General features: G+C 72.0%; 15 protein-coding genes and 1 pseudogene. 12 read left to right on the top strand and 4 right to left on the bottom strand.

Annotated features, from left to right (window positions below; translation table 11 throughout):
* The first annotated feature begins 71 nt into the window (after positions 1-71).
* From ACH9D2_RS05210 to ACH9D2_RS05195, 4 genes are all read left to right on the top strand, one after another.
* Positions 72-716 (top strand): maleylpyruvate isomerase family mycothiol-dependent enzyme, encoded by a 645-nt coding sequence (locus tag ACH9D2_RS05210; protein ID WP_396361692.1) that lies wholly within the window; start codon positions 72-74, stop codon positions 714-716.
* A 318-nt stretch (positions 717-1034) separates the two neighbouring features.
* On the top strand, positions 1035-1673 hold the full coding sequence (locus ACH9D2_RS05205) for an HD domain-containing protein (RefSeq protein WP_396361691.1): 639 nt from the start codon (positions 1035-1037) through the stop codon (positions 1671-1673).
* A 44-nt stretch (positions 1674-1717) separates the two neighbouring features.
* Positions 1718-2695 carry a DJ-1/PfpI family protein gene (locus ACH9D2_RS05200; protein ID WP_396361690.1) on the top strand — a complete coding sequence of 326 codons (978 nt, stop codon included), beginning with the start codon at positions 1718-1720 and terminating at the stop codon, positions 2693-2695.
* Between the two features lie 69 nt (positions 2696-2764).
* Positions 2765-3211: a VOC family protein gene (locus ACH9D2_RS05195; protein ID WP_396361689.1), complete on the top strand. Its 447-nt coding sequence runs from the start codon at positions 2765-2767 to the stop codon at positions 3209-3211.
* A gap of 181 nt (positions 3212-3392) precedes the next feature.
* On the opposite strand, the gene ACH9D2_RS05190 is transcribed toward ACH9D2_RS05195, so the two are convergent.
* The 3 genes from ACH9D2_RS05190 to ACH9D2_RS05180 all read right to left on the bottom strand — a co-directional run bounded on the left by ACH9D2_RS05190 (position 3393) and on the right by ACH9D2_RS05180 (position 6297).
* Positions 3393-4208, bottom strand: a complete 816-nt coding sequence (locus tag ACH9D2_RS05190) for a hypothetical protein (protein WP_396361688.1) — start codon at positions 4206-4208, stop codon at positions 3393-3395.
* 603 nt (positions 4209-4811) lie between these two features.
* Complete coding sequence (locus ACH9D2_RS05185; RefSeq protein WP_396361687.1) at positions 4812-5621, bottom strand: hypothetical protein; 810 nt, start codon at positions 5619-5621, stop codon at positions 4812-4814.
* A gap of 103 nt (positions 5622-5724) precedes the next feature.
* Positions 5725-6297 (bottom strand): GIY-YIG nuclease family protein, encoded by a 573-nt coding sequence (locus ACH9D2_RS05180; protein ID WP_396361686.1) that lies wholly within the window; start codon positions 6295-6297, stop codon positions 5725-5727.
* 169 nt (positions 6298-6466) lie between these two features.
* On the opposite strand from ACH9D2_RS05180, the gene ACH9D2_RS05175 reads away from it, so the two are divergent.
* A complete protein-coding gene (locus ACH9D2_RS05175) occupies positions 6467-6829 on the top strand; it encodes a PadR family transcriptional regulator (protein ID WP_396361685.1) in 363 nt (120 codons plus the stop codon).
* Positions 6829-8178 carry a permease prefix domain 1-containing protein gene (locus tag ACH9D2_RS05170; protein ID WP_396361702.1) on the top strand — a complete coding sequence of 450 codons (1350 nt, stop codon included), beginning with the start codon at positions 6829-6831 and terminating at the stop codon, positions 8176-8178. The genes ACH9D2_RS05175 and ACH9D2_RS05170 overlap by 1 nt, the downstream gene beginning before the upstream one ends.
* Before the next feature lie 305 nt (positions 8179-8483).
* Here the strand turns inward: ACH9D2_RS05170 and ACH9D2_RS05165 are convergent.
* Positions 8484-9338, bottom strand: a pseudogene (locus ACH9D2_RS05165) (urea carboxylase-associated family protein).
* Positions 9339-9665: 327 nt separating this feature from the next.
* Between ACH9D2_RS05165 and ACH9D2_RS05160 the strand changes: the two are divergent.
* From ACH9D2_RS05160 to ACH9D2_RS05135, 6 genes are all read left to right on the top strand, one after another.
* Entirely contained in the window at positions 9666-9884 is a 219-nt protein-coding gene (locus ACH9D2_RS05160) for a hypothetical protein (RefSeq protein WP_396361684.1), read from the top strand.
* 146 nt (positions 9885-10030) lie between these two features.
* A complete protein-coding gene (locus ACH9D2_RS05155) occupies positions 10031-10717 on the top strand; it encodes an HD domain-containing protein (RefSeq protein ID WP_396361683.1) in 687 nt (228 codons plus the stop codon).
* A 24-nt stretch (positions 10718-10741) separates the two neighbouring features.
* The gene (locus tag ACH9D2_RS05150; RefSeq protein ID WP_396361682.1) at positions 10742-11548 is read left to right on the top strand and encodes an IclR family transcriptional regulator domain-containing protein; all 807 of its coding nucleotides are present in this window, start codon (positions 10742-10744) and stop codon (positions 11546-11548) included.
* 131 nt (positions 11549-11679) lie between these two features.
* Entirely contained in the window at positions 11680-12951 is a 1272-nt protein-coding gene (locus ACH9D2_RS05145) for a cytochrome P450 (protein WP_396361681.1), read from the top strand.
* A gap of 3 nt (positions 12952-12954) precedes the next feature.
* The gene (locus ACH9D2_RS05140; RefSeq protein ID WP_396361680.1) at positions 12955-15912 is read left to right on the top strand and encodes a PEP/pyruvate-binding domain-containing protein; all 2958 of its coding nucleotides are present in this window, start codon (positions 12955-12957) and stop codon (positions 15910-15912) included.
* The gene (locus ACH9D2_RS05135) at positions 15909-16721 is read left to right on the top strand and encodes an SDR family oxidoreductase (RefSeq protein WP_396361679.1); all 813 of its coding nucleotides are present in this window, start codon (positions 15909-15911) and stop codon (positions 16719-16721) included. The genes ACH9D2_RS05140 and ACH9D2_RS05135 overlap by 4 nt, the downstream gene beginning before the upstream one ends.
* Positions 16722-16749: the final 28 nt, after the last annotated feature.

Genomic DNA, 16749 nt, shown 5'->3' with positions numbered 1-16749 from the left:
CGTCTCGGGTGGAAGTGGTGAGTTCGCGGAAGGAGGGGCCGTCGTCCGCCGGCGTGTGCTTCAGTGGACGCATGGAGCCGAACAGTCCGGGAGACCTGTGGGCAGCCGTCCGCGCCGAGCGTGCGCGACTGGCCGAGGACCTGGCCGGCCTGGACGACGCGCAGTGGGCGGCGCCGTCCCTGTGCGGGCAGTGGACCGTGGAGGACGTCGTCGCCCACCTCACCGCGGCCGCGAGCATCGGTCGGCTCCGCTGGCTCCGGAGCGTGCTGGGGGCCCGCTTCGATTTCGACCTGCACAACCAGCGCCGGCTCGAGGAGCACCGGGGCACCACCCCGGCCGAGACGCTCCAGCGGTTCCTGGCCGTCGTCGGGAACACCGTGGCGCCCTCCAAGGACACCGCGGCCTGGCTGGGGGAGGTCGTCGTCCACGGCCAGGACATCCGCCGGCCGCTGGGGCTGCCGCGCACGCCGTCGATCGGCGCCGTGACCGCGGTGGCCCGGTTCCTCGTGGGACGGGACTTCGCGGTGCCCAGCCGCAGCGCCGCCCAGGGCCTCCACCTCGTGGCGACCGACGGCCCGTTCGAGTCCGGCTCCGGGCCCCTGGTCAGCGGGCCCACGCTGGCGCTCACCATGGCGATGGCCGGCCGCGGGACCTGCTGCGACGACCTGACGGGTGAGGGCGTCTCCATCCTGCGGTCCCGCTGCGCGCCCGGCTGAGCGCGCGTTGCCCCCAGCGCCGGACAGGCGGCGCCGACCCGACGTGACGCGGAGCGGCGCAGGTCACCTGCCGCACCGTTCAACCCTCGTCGAACGCACCGGTTCTCCCCGAGATCGCGGCAACTAAGCGCTGCTCTCGGGCGAAACCGGTGAGTTCACGGAGGGGGGTGCGGTCCGGGATGTCCGGATCCGTGGGCAGATCGTCTGTTCGGACGGTGCGCACCCGGCCGATGGCGGGAGAGGGTGGAGGTGGACCGGTCACGGGTCGCTCCCGCACGCCGTTCCACGCCCAGCAAGCCACCGAGCAGAGGAGACACCATGCCCGAGACCATCGCCGGGATCACCGTTCCGGACTCAGCCCTCGTCCGTGAGACCACCGAGCTGGTCCGGCGGGCCGCCGACGAGAGCCTGTTCAACCACTCCCGCCGGGTCTTCCTCTTCGGCATGCTCAAGTCCTCCGCGCGCGGGCTCGAGGTGGACCCCGAGCTCGCCTACGTCGGGGCCATGTTCCACGACCTCGGCCTCACGCGGGAGCACCGCACGAAGCACCAGCGGTTCGAGATCGACGGCGCCGAGGCGGCGCAGGCGTTCCTGCGCGACCACGGCCGCTCGGCGGAGGAGGCGCGCAGCGTGTGGCTGGCGATCGCCCTGCACACCACCCCGGAGATCCCCCTGCACCTGGCACCCGAGGTCGCCGTGGTCACGCTGGGTGTGGAGACCGACGTGCTGGGCCTCGACCTGGACGAGATCTCCGAGGAGCACCGCGCCGAGGTCGTCGCCGCCCACCCCCGGCCGGACTTCAAGAACCAGATCCTCCAGGCGTTCTACGACGGCATGGTCGACCGGCCCGGCACCACCTTCGGCACCATGAACGACGACGTGCTCGCCCACTTCGACCCCGACTTCCACCGGGAGGACTTCGTGCGCATCATCCAGCAGAACGCCTGGCCCGAGTGAGCCCGGGCGCAGCGGCGGCGGACGGCGAGCGGTAGCGTGAGATCGTGCTGAACCGGTCCCGGCGTGTGGTCTTCCTCGTGTTCGACGGCGTGAAGATGCTCGACGTCGCCGGTCCTGCCGAGGTGTTCGCCGAGGCCAACGCCCTGGGCGCCGACTACGCGCTGAGCTACGCCTCGCCGTCCGGGGAGCCGGTGCGCACCTCCATCGGGGCCCGGCTGCCGGTGGACGCGTCCGTCCCCGAGCTGTCCGACGTCGACACGCTGGTCGTCGCGGGCGGCGACGGCCTGGTCTCCGCGCCGCTGCCCGAGGCGCTGGTCGAGGCGGTCCGTTCGCCCGGCACCGCTCCCCGCCGGCTGGTCTCCATCTGCACCGGGTCCTTCGTCCTCGCCGCCGCGGGAGTGCTCTCCGGCCGGCGGGCCACCACCCACTGGCGCCACGCCCAGCTCCTGGCCCGCGCGCACCCCGACGTCCGGGTGGACCCGGACGCCCTGTTCGTCGAGGACCGCGGAGTGTTCACCTCGGCCGGGGTCTCGGCCGGCATCGACCTCGCCCTCGCCCTGGTCGAGGGCGACCACGGGCCGGAGCTCGCCCGCGACGTCGCCCGCGGCCTGGTGATGTTCATGCAGCGCCCCGGCGGCCAGTCCCAGTTCTCCGCCCCGCTGCAGGCGCCGCCTCCGCGGACACCGGTGCTGCGCGCCGCCGTCGACCGCGTCTGCGCACAGCCCGCCCTCGACCACAGCGCGGACGCGCTGGCCGCCGCCGTCGGCGTCAGCCCCCGGCACCTCGCGCGGCTCTTCGCGGCCGAGCTGCAGGTCTCCCCGGCCAAGTTCGTCGAGCGCACCCGCCTGGACCACGCCAAAGGCCTCCTCGACGCCGGGCACAGCGTCACCGAGACCGCACGCGCCGCCGGCTTCGGCAGCACCGAGACCCTGCGCCGGACCTTCGGGGCGCAATTCGACGTCTCGCCCAGCCAGTACCGCGCACGCTTCGCCAGCACCAGGGCCGATGAACCCTCCCGGTGAACGGCGCCTCGGACCGCGGACCGCAACAGAGCGGTCACACCGTTGTGCCGTCCACGGGGCGGGAGGAGCATGAAATCCTGGCCCGTCGATGCTCCAGGAGTTCCCGTGGCGTACAAGTTCTTCCCCCGCATCCCGGTCGCCGACCTGGAGCGCTCGCGGTGCTTCTACCAGGCCCTGGGCTGGCGGACCGCTCCCGGCCTGGGAGAGAGGCGCAGCCTGATCCTGGACCTCGGGGAGAACTTCGGTGTCACGCTCGTCGAGCGGCGGCCCGGGCAGCAGGCCGCCGGTGCGGGCCAGGAGCTCGCGGATCCCGTCCGGACCGTGAGCAGCAGCTTCGCCCTGATCGTCGACATCCCCGAGGAGGTCGACGCCCTGGTCGACCGGGCGGTGGCCGCCGGCGCCACAGCGGGAGACCGTGCGGACCGCGGCTACACGATCGAGCGGATGTTCACCGACCCGGACGGCCAACGGTGGAACATCGTGTGGGTGGATCCGGTCCTGCGGGCCCGGGACTGAGGCGCGGTCCGGGACGAGCAACCCAACGCCGGTCTGCCGCAGGGATGAGGCGCCGCCGACTTCGCCTCCGGGGCGACATTCACAGGATTCACCGACGTTCACGTCCGGGGGTCGATCGAGACCTGGTCCTCGGGGTGACGGGGCAGCCCGCACCCACCGAAGGAGACCGGTGCTGGACGCGTCACTCGTCGATCCGCTTGGCCTGCTCCTCCCAGGCGGCGTGGGCGTCCCGTCCCTCGGTGGGGTGGTGCGTCTCCCGCAGTGCGCGGAGCGCGGCGTTGCGCTGCTGGGCCAGGGAATCGGCGGCGGCCCTCGTGGCGGCGTCCTCGCGGGCCTGGGCCCGGGCGGCGGTCACGGCGTCCATGATGAGCTCCACGCCCAGCGCCCCGCCCTCCAGATAGGCCGTGCGGACCTGGCGGTCCGGGTGGTACAGGTACTGGTCGTTGACCTGGCCGAGGCTGGTGTCGAACTCGTCGTCGGTCGCGTCGGAGACCATCGCGACCACCCGGTCCAGGCGGGCGTCCACCTGGTCGAGCAGGCCGTGGCGTCGTGCGCTGCTGCGCAGGGACCACAGCGCCCGCCCGTGCTGCCGGAGCCGATCCGCGTCCCAGTCCGCCTGGGGAACCACGGCCAGCGTCCCGGTGAGGAGCCGGGGATCCCTGCTGCTCTCCGGCTGGGGCAGGGATCGGAGGTGCCACGAGATCCAGGCGGTGCGCATGTTGGACGCGCCGGCCTCCCGGGCCTCCTCCAGGGACGGTTGCCCGGACCACCGGGCGGCGAGGGACGGCTCGTCGTCGTCCAGGGGCGCGGTCTCCCGGTTGGCGCGGGTCCGGCTCGTGATGAAACCGGCGCTGAGCCACACCAGTAGGCCGAGCAGGGCCACTCCGAGGAGGGCCACCCCGCCGAGGAGGAGGAACCGGAAGAGGCCGAAGAAGACCACCACGGCGATCAGGACCACCCAGATGGTGGCTCCGCTGCTGCTCTCGGTGTTCTTCATGGTGGGCCCCCGAAGACCGTGGTTCCTGAGCCCCGATTGTAGCCGCCGCCCCTGTGAAGGAGCCTGGGCGCCGGGTCCGCGGCCCGAGGGGCATCAGGAGGGCGTCACGGACGTGGCCGAGTGCCCGAAGCCGACGAGATCCTGGATCCGGTCGCCGTTGATGTCGCCGAGCAGTCGCACGTGCTCGTCGACCCGCCCCCTGGGCGTAGGAGAACATCGGTTGCGAGGGCGCCGCGTGGGCCGCCCCGCCCCCGCCGAGTCCGACGGTGGCGAGCAGCGGCCGACGCGCCGGTGAGCGCACGGGAAACCAGTGAGTGCTGCACTTCGGGTGCCTCCCCGTTCCGGAGATGGAGCGTCGTCCGTGGATCCGGACGGAAGTGCCGGCCGAAGCATCCGGCCGATCCCCCGTCGGCCGTCGGACGAACTCCAGCTCCCGTTGCATCCGTGGAGACGGGGCGCTACCGGACGGGGCGCCGCGCCGGGTGTCAGCAACGGCCGGTCACCCAGTTTACGACCGCAACTGCGCGCGCTCCAGGACTCGAGGGCGGGTACCTGCAGGTATGCCCGGAGTGTTGTCGATGTGCGGCTCGTCGCGGGCCACTGTCATTCGTCGAGCTGCCGGGCCTGCGCCTCCCAGGCGGCGTGGGCGTCCCGGGTCTCGGTGGACTGCCGGGTCTCGCGCAGGGCCCTGAGCGCGGCGTTGCGCTGCTGGGCCAGGGAATCGGCGGCGGCCTTCGCGGCGGCGTCCTCACGGGCCTGGACACGGGCGGCGGTGACGGTGTCCATGATGGTCTCCACGGCCTGGGCCCCGCCCTCCAGGTAGGCGGCGCGGACCTCGCGGTCCGGGTGGTAGAGGTACTGGTCGTCGGCCTGGCCGCGGTGGGTGTCGAACTCCTCGTCGGTCAGGTCGGAGATCATGGCGGCCACCCGGTCCAGCCGGGCCTCGACGTCCGGGCGCCGGTGGTGACCGGGGGTCCCGCCGCGGCGGGCCCAGACGGCCCGGCCGTGCCTGCGCAGCTGCTCGAGATCCCAGTCGGCCGTGGGGACCGCGGCCAGCAGCTCGGTGACGGACGACGCCCCGGTGGCGCTTCCGGGCCGGATCTGCCACTCGAGCCAGGCGGCGCGCATGCTGTGCCGTCCGGCCTGCCGGGCCTCCTCCAGGGTTCCGGCGCGAGCGCGCCGCACCTGTGCCACGGAGGCGTCCTCGGCTCGTTTCCGGCCGACCGTGCTGCGGTACATGGTCCGGGCCACGAGCCCGACCACGGCGAGGCAGCTGATGACCACGGCGGCGCCGAGGAAGAACTCCCAGTGCTCGATGACAAAGCCGAGGACCGAGAGGCCGATGATCACGGCGACCCAGCCCAGGCAGCCGGTGGCCGTGCTCTCGTCGCTGGTGCTCTGGGTGCTCGCCATGGTGGATCTCCCGCAGGTGTTCGCTTAAGGCACCAGTGTATTCGCGGCCTCCGACGCGATGCGCTGTGTGACCGTCCCGCTCCGGTCCGGACGGCCAGGGAGCTCAGGACCGGACGGGCAGGCCCTCGCGGAAGACCCGCTTGAGCTCGGTCAGCTCGGGTCCGTGCCCGGTGCTCTCGGTGTTGAGCACCGGCTGGTGCGCGGCGATCCACCGCTGCTCTAGGGCGTCGACGTCGTCCTTCGTCTCGCACCGCGCCCAGCCGAGGAGCAGGTGCTCCTGCATCCACGCCGTGAGGCGCTGCTCGTGCTCCTCGTCGAGGACCACCCGGCCCCGTCCGTCCACGGCGGCGCCGTCCCGCCAGGACGGGTCCGCGGGCAGGAGCACGGCCAGCAGCGTGCGCCGCAGCGCCGAGGAGCGGGTGCGCCGCAGGTGCTGACCGGTGATCCGCCGGTGGAGGTCGCGCCGGGCCCGGCCCACGTAGAGCAGCTCGGCCCTGCCCGAGGCGTGCCCCAGGCGCGGCACCTCGGGCAGGTGCAGCCCCGCCGCCTCCGGGGTGGGGGAGCGGGAGGTGTCCAGCCACCAGGAGTAGACGCCGCGGGAGCGGTAGACCTCGGCCTCCAGCGGTGTGCTGAGCGGCAGCTCGGCGAGGCCGGGTCCGGCGGGCGACGTGCTCATGGGCCACCACCTTCCGCAGTCGTTCTCATGTGCAACTCCGTCTCGACTGTAGGGGCAGGACGGGTCCGTGCACAGCCCGACGGGTCCGCGCCGCGGTCCTCGGCGCCCTCTTGCCATACCTAGCGCTGCTAGGGTTCAATACCTAGCAGAACTAGGTATGGGAGGCGCGGTGCGCATCGACAAGGACCTGGTCGCCGCCTCGGCCACCCCGCTCGTGCTGGGGATCCTGGCGGACGGCGACCTGTACGGCTACGCGATCCTCAAGCGCGTCAGCGAGCTCTCCGGCGGCTCCATGCAGTGGACCGACGGCATGCTCTACCCGTTGCTGCACCGGCTCGAGCGGCTCGGCCACGTGTCCTCCTCGTGGGGCACGTCCGAGGCCGGGCGTCGGCGCAAGCACTACGCGATCACGCCGGCGGGCCGTGCCGCGCTCGCCGACCGGCAGGAGCAGTGGTCCGTGGTGGCCGACGCGCTGCGGCAGGTGTGGCAGGCCGCGCAGCAGCCGCCCGCCACGGCGGAGCGGTGGGCGTGATGGAGCTGCACGCGGAGCAGGAGGCCCAGATCGGGCGGTGGCGCGGCTACGTCCAGCGCCGCCAGGCCATCTCCCCGGCCGACGTCGACGAGCTCGAGGACCACCTGCGCGAACAGGTCGCGGACCTGAGGACCACCGGGCTCGACGACGACGAGGCCTTCCTCGTCGCGATCAAGCGCATGGGCAACCTCGACGCCGTCTCGCACGAGTTCGCCCGGGAGCACTCCGAGCGGCTGTGGAAGCAGCTCGTGCTCGTCCCGGAGAGCGCCGAGGACGCGGGTTCGCCGTCGTGGCGGGAGTTGGGGACCGTCCTGGCGCTCGCCGTCGGGGCGGGGCTGGCGGTCAGGGCCGGCATCGCCTGGCTCGGCGACGAGGCGCTGCTGGCCCGCAACCTCGGTCTGCTCGTGACGCCCTTCCTCGGCGCGTACTTCGCGTGGAAGCGCCGGCTCACCGCGCGCGTGCTGGTGGGGCTGCTCGTCCCCTTCGCGGTGCTGGCGGTCGTGCTCAACGTCTATCCGTTCGCCCCCGGCGGGTCCACCGAGCTGCTCGCCGTCCTGCACGCCCCGGTGGTCCTGTGGCTGCTGACCGGGATCGCCTACGTGGGCGGGAGGTGGCGCTCCGACGGGCGGCGGATGGACTTCGTCCGGTTCACCGGCGAACTCGTGATCTACTACACGCTCCTGGCACTGGGCGGGGCGGTGCTGGTCGGGCTCACGTTCGGGGCCCTGCAGGTCGTCGGCATCGACCTGGAGCCGGTGATGGAGGACTGGATCCTGCCGTTCGCGGTGCCCGGGGCCCTCGTCGTGGCCGCGTGGCTGGTCGAGGCCAAGCAGAACGTCGTCGAGAACGTCGCCCCCGTCCTCACCCGCGTGTTCACGCCCCTGACGATCCTCATGCTGCTGGCCCTCCTGGCGGTGCTCACGGCGGCCGGCGGGCTCGTCGACGTCGACCGCGGGCTGCTGATCCTGATGGACGCGATCCTCGTGCTGGTCCTGGCCCTGCTGCTCTACTCGATCTCCGCCCGGGACCCGCTCGAGCCGCCCGGCCTCTTCGACGGCCTGCAGCTGGTCCTCGTCGTCGCGGCGCTGGCGGTCGACGCGGTGATGCTGACCGCGATGCTGACCCGGATCGCCGAGTTCGGCTTCAGCCCCAACAAGATCGCCGCGCTCGGGCTGAACCTGCTGCTGCTGGTGCACCTGGTCCGGACCGGGTGGCTGAGCGCCGGGTGCCTGCGGGGGCGGCGTCCGTTCGCCGTGCTCGAGCGGTGGCAGACGCGCTACCTGCCGGTCTACGGGGTGTGGGCCGCGATCGTGGTGGTGGTCTTCCCGCCCGTCTTCGCCTTCGCCTGATCGGCGGTCTCCTCGGCCGGGCCGCGGGGTCCTCGGACGGGGGCCTGCGCGCCCTGGTGGCAGGGGAGTCGCCCCCCGACGACTGACCAGTTGGTCCGAGCCCGCTGCCACCAGGACGGCGGCGTCATGATCGACGTCGTGCGGGCGGCCTTGCGGCCGGACGCTGCGACGTGATCCTCACGCGGCGGCTCAGCCCCCCGGCTGACCGCCCTGCGTGATATGTCAATACTAACACCGGGCTAATACCTGATCGATTCGCATTCTGTACACAGTTGCGCCGACTTGCCCCTGAACCTCGCCCCGGTTCAGCGGCTGCCCCACGGCCGTGACGTCAGCCCGTGGGCGCCCCGGTAGTCCGGGGAGGCCGGCTCGGACCAGCCCTGCAGCAGCTGGTCGTCGAGGGCGTGGACGGTCACGGCCAGGGGGTGGCAGATCTCGACGGGGTCGGTGACGCCGGGGCCGAACATCGGCTTGGACAGGTCCCCGCCCGGGCACGTGGAGAGGGCCACGAGGAGGTCCTGATCGGCGAAGAACTCGAAGTGGTCGCCCGGGGTGGCCGGGCAGGTCTTCATGAAGTACTGGTCGTCGGCGTTGAGCCCGGTGCACTGGAAGACGTTGAGCACGTCGTGGACGTCGAACTCGGTGAGCCCCCAGGGCAGCACGGCCCGGACGAGGTTGGAGTGGCAGTGGTAGTCGAAGTCCACGCCGTTGAGCATGGTGGACACGTAGGGGTCGCAGCGGGTGCCGAGGGTGTCGTGCACGCGCCCGCCCTCGGCGTCGACCCCGTAGCCGGCCAGGGTGTCGCCGACGATCGTGGCCATGGGGCGCAGGAACGGCAGGGTGGATCACAGCCGGTCGAAGGTGCTCACGTGGGCGGCCTGCAGCTGCCGGGTGCGGGAGGCCCAGAACCGTTCGCGGGGGTCGTGCCTGTTCCAGAGGTTGAGGTCCCCCACCTGGGGCCCCTCCACGGTGGAGATGCGGCACACGTGCCCGGCGGGCACTTCCCACGCCATGCCGGAGCGGATGGGCACGGTCAGCTCCTGGACGAGGGTGCGCCGGTGCGTCTCGGCGCCGATGCGCCCGTAGAAGTCCCGGTCGACCTCGAGGGCCGCGCCCTGGTAGGCGGCCTCGGTCAGCCGCGGGTCGGGATTCGGTGCCATGGGGTGTCCTTGCCTGCCGGGTGAGGATCGCCAGGGCGCGACGACCACGGCCGTGCACGCCCTGGCGCTGTCCGTTCTGCCCCGACCCTACAACCGGTGACCCCGGCTCTCGAGGGGCCTGCGGTCGGCTCCCGGGGCACGACGGTGCCCCGGCCGGAGGAGGAACCATGACCGGGTCGTCGGCGGCCGCCGGCGGCCTCGAGCAGGAGCGGATCGCCCTCGTTCCCGTGGGCAGCACGGAGCAGCACGGGCCCGCGGGCGTGCCGGGGGCGACTCCTGCGTGGCCATCACCCTGGCCGGGGGCGTCGCCCGGCGCACCGGCGTCCTGTGCACGCCCCGATCTGGTTCGGCGACTCCACCCACCACACCGGGTTCCCCGGGTCCCTCGGCGTCTCGGCCGTGACGCTGTCGCTGCTCGTCCGTGACATCGGCCGGAGTCTGGCCCGCCTCTGCGAGCTCGTCGAGTGGCGGCGAACCTGCGACGGACCTGTCGGCGCGGGCCCGGCCGCCCGAGTGCTCCCGGTGCCGGAGTGGTGCACCAGCTGATGCGCTGTCGGCTGCGCCGTGGCCGTCCACTCTAAAATCTTTACAGTAGTTTGCGAGTACGTCCGGACCCGCCCCTCGAAGGCGCCCCATCCACTGAGTGGACCGCCGGGCTTGGCGGGGGCACCGTCGTCGTCTTCCATGGGGTCATGGACCCCGTGACCCGACCGCAGCAGGCAGCGCCCGAGCACGACGTCGCGGCGAAGATCCCACCGGCCTCCCAGGTTGCGGGGGTGTTCGCCCTCTCCGTCGGGGAGCGGCGGATCTGGGCCGCGGCCAAGGCCTACCTGGACGTGCGGAACAACGACGTGCACAGCCTCTACGCCTACGGCATCGCCCGCCAGCTGCTGACACTGGTCCCCGAGGCGGACCCCGACGTGGTGCTCCCGGCCATCCTGCTCCACGACACCGGCTGGTCCCAGGTCCCTCGTGAGCTCGTCCTCTCGGCGATCGCCCCCGGCGGCGGTCGGCCGGACCTGGTGCGCACGCACGAGGTCGAGGGGGCGCGGATCGCCGCCGAGATCCTCGAGGGTGTCGGCTGCGACCCCGAGCTGATCCGGCAGATCACCGAGATCATCGACGGCCACGACTCCCGCCGCGAGGTGCTCTCCGCCAGCGACGCCGTGGTCAAGGACGCCGACAAGATCTGGCGCCTCACCCCGCACGGGATCAGCACGGTCATGGGCTGGTTCGGGCTCAGCCACGAGCAGGCCCACCGGCTGTGCGGCTACCGTGTGCATGACCACCTCTTCACCGACGCGGGGCGGGTCATGGCGGCGGCCTTCGCCGCCGTCGCCTCGATCGACGACGAGCCGGAGCGCCTCGCCCTGTCCTGAGCGCCCGGCGCAAAGGAGACGCGCATGGCCGGCGGGTCCAACGAGCCCGGACGCTCGGTGCTCTCCAAGGCGCTGTCCGTCCTCGAGGCCTTCGAGAACGACCGGCGGGCGCTGACCCAGAGCCAGATCGTGGAGATCACCGGCCTCCCGCAGAGCACCGTGCACCGGCTGCTCGCCGAGCTGGTCGAGTGGGGGGCGCTGAGCCGGGACGTCAACGGCCGCTACCAGATCGGCATGCGCCTGTGGGAGCTCGGCCAGAACGCGGGCCGGCAGCTGCGGGAGATCGCCCGGCCCTTCGTCCTGGACCTCTACTCCCTGACCCGCGAGACTGCGCAGATCGCGGTGCGGGACGGCACCGACGCGCTGTACATCGATCGCGCCTACAGCTCCAAGCGGGTGCCGCGGGCCTCCCGCGTGGGCGGGCGCCTGCCGCTGCACGCCACCGCCGTGGGCAAGGTGCTCCTGGCCTACGAGGAGGACTGGGTCCGCGACGCCTACCTGCAGCAGGAGCTGAAAGCGGTCACCCCGCACACCCACGTGTCGCCGCGGCGGCTGGCGGAGGAGCTCGAGGTCGTGCGGGGGCGGGGCTGGGCCGTGACCGCGGAGGAGATGCGCCTCGGCGCGTGCTCCATCGCCGTGCCCGTGCACCACCGGGAGGGGAGGGTCGGGGCGGCCCTGGGGCTGGTCATGGCCTCGAACCAGGCCGCCACCATGACCCGTCATCTGCCCACGATGCAGGGCGTGGCCCGGCAGATCGAGGCCGCCACCGCGCACGTGCCCCTGAACACCATCCGGCGGGTGGCCGACCCGAGGAGCGGCGTCCGCGCCTGATCCCGGCCGCCGCTCCGGCGGACGGCCCCGCGGGACGACGATATCCACTGAGTGGATGGGTGGCATAGGTGTGACCCCGCTCACGGGCCAAGCTGGTGATCAACCGCACTGCCTGTCCCGAAGGAGCAGCGATGACCACCGCACAGGACCAGACGCCCACGACGGCCGCCACCGGAGGGTGCCCCGTGGCCCACCACGGCTACGAGCCCTTCCAGCAGAACGACCCCTTCCCGGCCTACCGGGACCTCCGGGCCGAGGACCCGGTGATGTACGACGAGCGGATCGGCTACTGGGTGGTCACCCGCTACGAGGACGTCAAGGCCGTCTTCGGGGACTGGGAGACCTTCAGCTCCGAGAACGCCCAGGCCCCGGTGCGCGAGCGCGGTGCCGAGGCCAAGCGGATCATGGAGGAGGGCGGGTTCACCGCCTACTCGGGGCTCTCCGCCCGCGTGCCACCGGAACACACCCGCATCCGCGGCATCGTGCAGAAGGCGTTCACCCCGCGCCGCTACAAGACCCTCGAGCCGTTCATCCGCGCCAACGTGGCGCGTCTCCTGGAGCGGATGCTCGAGCGCGAGGACCACACCGGCGACCTCGTCCGCGACCTGGCCTACGACGTGCCGACCATCACGATCCTGACCCTCTTCGGCGAGGACATCGACCAGATCGACAAGTTCAAGCGCTGGTCGGATTCCCGCGGCGCCATGACCTGGGGGGATCTCTCCGACGAGGAGCAGATCCCGCACGCCCACAACCTCGTGGAGTACTGGCAGAAGTGCCTGAGTCTCGTGGAGAAGGCCCACCGGGAGGGCGGCGACCACCTCGTCGCCGACCTGGTGAAGGCCCAGGAGGCCGGCGGTGAGATCTCCGACCACGAGATCGCCTCCGTGTGCTACAGCCTCCTGTTCGCGGGGCACGAGACGACGACCACGCTGATCTCCAACACCCTGCGCATGCTGCTCGCCCATCCCCAGCAGTGGCAGCGGCTCCAGGAGGAGCCCCAGAAGATCCCCTCCGCCGTGGAGGAGGTGCTGCGCACCAGCCCCTCGATCGTCGCGTGGCGCCGCAAGGCCCTGCGCGAGGCCGAGGTCGGCGGCGTGACCATCCCCGAGGGCGGGCAGCTGCTGCTGGTCATGGGCTCCGCCAACCGGGACGAGGCCGTCTTCGACAACGGCGAGGAGTTCGACATCGACCGGCCGAACTCCCGCGAACACCTGGCCTTCGGCTACGGCATCCACTACTGCCTCGGCAACATGCTCGCCAAGCTCCAGACCCGCATCACGGTCGAGGAGACCCTGCGGACCGCGCCCCACCTGCGGCTGAGCGATCCGGACGCCATCACCTTCGGCGAGAACCTGTCCTTCCGAGCACCCGTCGCGGTGCCCGTCACCTGGGAGTCCTGAACCGTGCAGAACACGCGATACATCGAATTCTTCGACGGCGGCACCGAGCCGCAGCTCGAGCGCCTGGGCGGCAAGTGCGCCTCGCTCGTGTCCATGACGGCCGCCGGCATGCCGGTGCCCCCGGGCTTCGCCGTGACCACCGACCTCTACGAGGCGTTCCTCGAGTCGGCCGGGATCAAGGACGACATCCGGCGGCTGCTGGACGGTATCGACCCCGAGGACGTCGCGCACGTCGAGGAGGTCTCCGCCCAGATCCGCGAGGAGATCTGCTCCCGCCCGGTGCCCCAGGACCAGCGGCAGCAGACCATCGACGCCTACGAGGCGCTGCAGGCCCGCTTCGAGCAGCCCGCGCCTCTGGCCGTGCGCTCCTCCGCCACCGCCGAGGACCTCCCCGAGGCGTCCTTCGCCGGCGCCGCGGACACCTACCTGTGGCTGACCGACCGCCAGTCGGTGCTCGACCACGTCCGCAAGTGCTGGGCCTCCCTCTACACCGCCCGGGCCATCCTCTACAGGCTGCGCAACGGCATCCCGGAGGACGGGTTGTCCATGGCCGTGGCCGTGCAGAAGATGGTCAACGCCGAGACCGCCGGCGTGGCCATGACCCTCGACCCGTCCACCGGTGACCGCTCGAAGATCACCATCGACGCGTCCTGGGGCGTGGGGGAGATGGTCGTCTCCGGGCAGGTCACTCCCGACAACCTCCAGCTCGACAAGGTCACCCTCGCGGTGGTCACCGAGCACGTCGGGGACAAGCACGCGGAACTCGTCCCCGACGCCGCCAGCGGCTCGCTCCAGGAGGTGGAGGTCGACGCCGAGCGGCGCTCCCGCCGCTGCCTCACCGACGACCAGCTGCGGCAGGTCGCCGAGATGGCCAAGCGAGCCGAGCAGCACTACGGGTGCCCCCAGGACGTCGAGTGGGCCTTCGACCGGGACCTGCCGGCCGGGGAGAACCTGCTGCTGCTGCAGTCCCGTCCCGAGACCGTGCACTCGAACACGCCGGCGGAGACCGTGCGGGCCGCGGAGAAGCCGGGTCTGGGCGTGGTGGCCGAGCGGGTCGGCGCCGCCGACGACGTCGCGGTCAAGTCCTTTCCCAGTCCCTTCAGCGTGCAGACCCCGGAGGGGGCCGAGGGCTGGGAGCAGCTCTACCCCTACTACCTCGTCTTCCAGGAGGCACTCAAGGACCAGGACGGTGAGGAGTTCTGGTTCCAGAACTCCCAGCAGTGGCCCGTGGTGCTCAAGCCCTTCGAGACCATCGGGTGCGAGTTCTCGATCCGGCAGCTGGGCGAGTACAACTCCCGGCACCTGCTGATCCCCACCGCCAACGGCATCGACTACCGCATCCACCAGGGTTACCTCTACATGAGCCCCATCGCGGTGCCCGAGGAGGAGATCGCCGAGCGCGTCGCCCATTTCGAGGAGCGCGCGGGCCACTACTACCGCAACTGGGAGACCCTGCTGGAGCAGTGGTACGTCAAGGTCAAGGGCACCATCCGCGAGATGGAGCAGCTCGAGTTCCGGCCGCTGCCGGAGCTTGTGCCGCTCGAGGACGTCGTCTCCGGCAGGGGCAAGGACGGCTCCGAGGAGCTGTTCCGCTCCTACGACAAGCTGATCGACCTCGCCTACCAGAACTGGCAGTACCACTTCGAGTTCCTCAACCTCGGCTACATCGCCTACCTGGACTTCTTCGGCTTCTGCAAGGAGGTCTTCCCCAACATCCCCGACCAGAACGTCGCCACCATGGTCCAGGGGGAGGACATGGAGCTGTTCCGCCCCGACGACGAGCTCAAGAAGCTCGCCCTGCTGGCCCTGGAGCTCGGCCTCGAGGAGCACTTCGGCTCCCCCGAGGACGCCGACGGCACGATCGGGCGGATCGCGGCGGCCGACGGCGGCGAGCAGTGGCTGGCCCAGCTCGAGGAGTCCAAGGACCCGTGGTTCAACTTCACCGTGGGCAACGGCTTCTACGGCCACGACCGCTACTGGATCGACCACATGGACATCCCGCTGACCTTCATCGCGGACTACATCCGCCGCGCCAAGGACGGCGCGCAGCTGATCCGGCCCACGGACGAGCTCGTGGCGGAGCGCGAGCGGATCATCCGCGAGTACCGCGATCTGCTGGGCGCCGAGCAGCAAGCGGCCTTCGACGAGAAGATCGCCCTGGCCCGCACGGCCTATCCCTACGTGGAGAACCACAACTTTTACATCGAGCACTGGACGATGGGCACGTTCTGGCGCAAGGTCCGCGAGCTGTCCGCGCTGTTCGTGGACGCCGGGTTCTGGAAGGACCCCGCCGACATCCTCTACCTCAGCCGGGAGGAGGTCCGCGCGGCGCTGTTCGACCTCGTCAACGCGTGGGGCATCGGCGCCAAGCGGCCGATCGGCCCGAGCTACTGGGGCGCCGAGATCCCGCGCCGGGCGGGGATCGTCGACGCCCTGAAGGCGCACCGGGCGGCGCCGGCCTTCAACACCCCGCCGGAGTTCATCACGGAGCCCTTCACCACGATGCTCTACGGCATCACCACGGACCAGGTCGCCCAGTGGCTGGGCCAGGACGAGCTGCCCGAGGGCGTGTACACGGGCATGGCCGCCTCCCCGGGCGTGGTCGAGGGGATCGCCCGCGTGGTGACCTCCGCCGACGAGCTGGGCTCCCTGCGAGACGGGGAGATCCTCGTGGCCCCCAACACCTCCCCGTCCTGGGGTCCGGTGTTCGGCAAGATCAAGGCCACCGTCACCGACATCGGCGGCATGATGTCCCACGCCGCCATCGTGTGCCGCGAGTACGGACTGCCGGCGGTGACCGGCGCCGGCTCGGCCTCCCTGGAGATCCGGACGGGGCAGCGGCTGCGGGTCGACGGCACGAAGGGCGTCGTGACCGTCCTCGAGGAGATCGCGGACGGGGACGGCCCCGCCGACGGGGCCGAGGACACCCACCCGGAGGCCGTGCTGGAGGCGGCGTCGTGAGCTCGGCCCCCGGGACCCCGGCGACCGGCCACTCCGCGGCCGGTGCCGCCGGCTCCCGCGCCGACGGCTCCGCCCGCACCGTGGTCGTCACGGGCGGGGCCGGCGGGCTCGGCCGGGCCTTCGCGCTCGGATTCGCCGGCCGCGGACACGACGTCGTCGTCGCCGACGTCAACGCCGAGGGCGCCGCCGAGACGGCCCGGCTCGTCGAGGCCGAGGGCCGCCGCGCTCTGGCGGTGACCGTGGACGTCACCTCGCCGGAGTCGACCGAGGCCATGGCCCAGGAGGCCGCGGCCTTCGGCGGCGGCCGGATCGACGTGCTCGTCAACAACGCCGCGATCTACGCGACGGTGACGCGCTCGCCGCTCGAGGAGATCGACCCGGCCGAGTGGGACCTCGTGATGGGCGTCAACCTCAAGGGCCCCTGGCTGTGCGCCCGCGCGGCCAGCCCCTACCTCGGCAAGGGCTCCAGCGTGATCAACCTGTCCTCGGCGACCGTCTACAGCGGCTCCGAGAACTGGCTGCACTACGTGGCCTCCAAGAGCGGGGTGATCGGGCTGACCCGGGTCATGGCCAAGGAGCTCGGCCGGCGCGGGATCACCGTCAACGCCATCGCTCCCGGCTTCACCCTCACGGAGGCCAGCTACGGCCTGATGGCGGACGCCGCCACGTACGGCGTGGACCGCGGCGCCCTCAAGCGGGCCAGCGAGCCGCAGGACATCGTCGGAGCGGCCCTGTTCCTCGCCGGCCAGGACAGCGACTACATCACCGGCCAGACCCTCGTGGTCGACGGCGGCCGGCAGTTCATCTGACCACCGCGCCGGTTGCAGCCGGCGCCAC

The organism is Kocuria rhizosphaericola (assembly GCF_044462205.1).
GTDB classification, from domain to species: Bacteria; Actinomycetota; Actinomycetes; order Actinomycetales; family Micrococcaceae; genus Kocuria; species Kocuria rhizosphaericola.
This window is presented reverse-complemented; position numbering and strand designations above follow the sequence as displayed.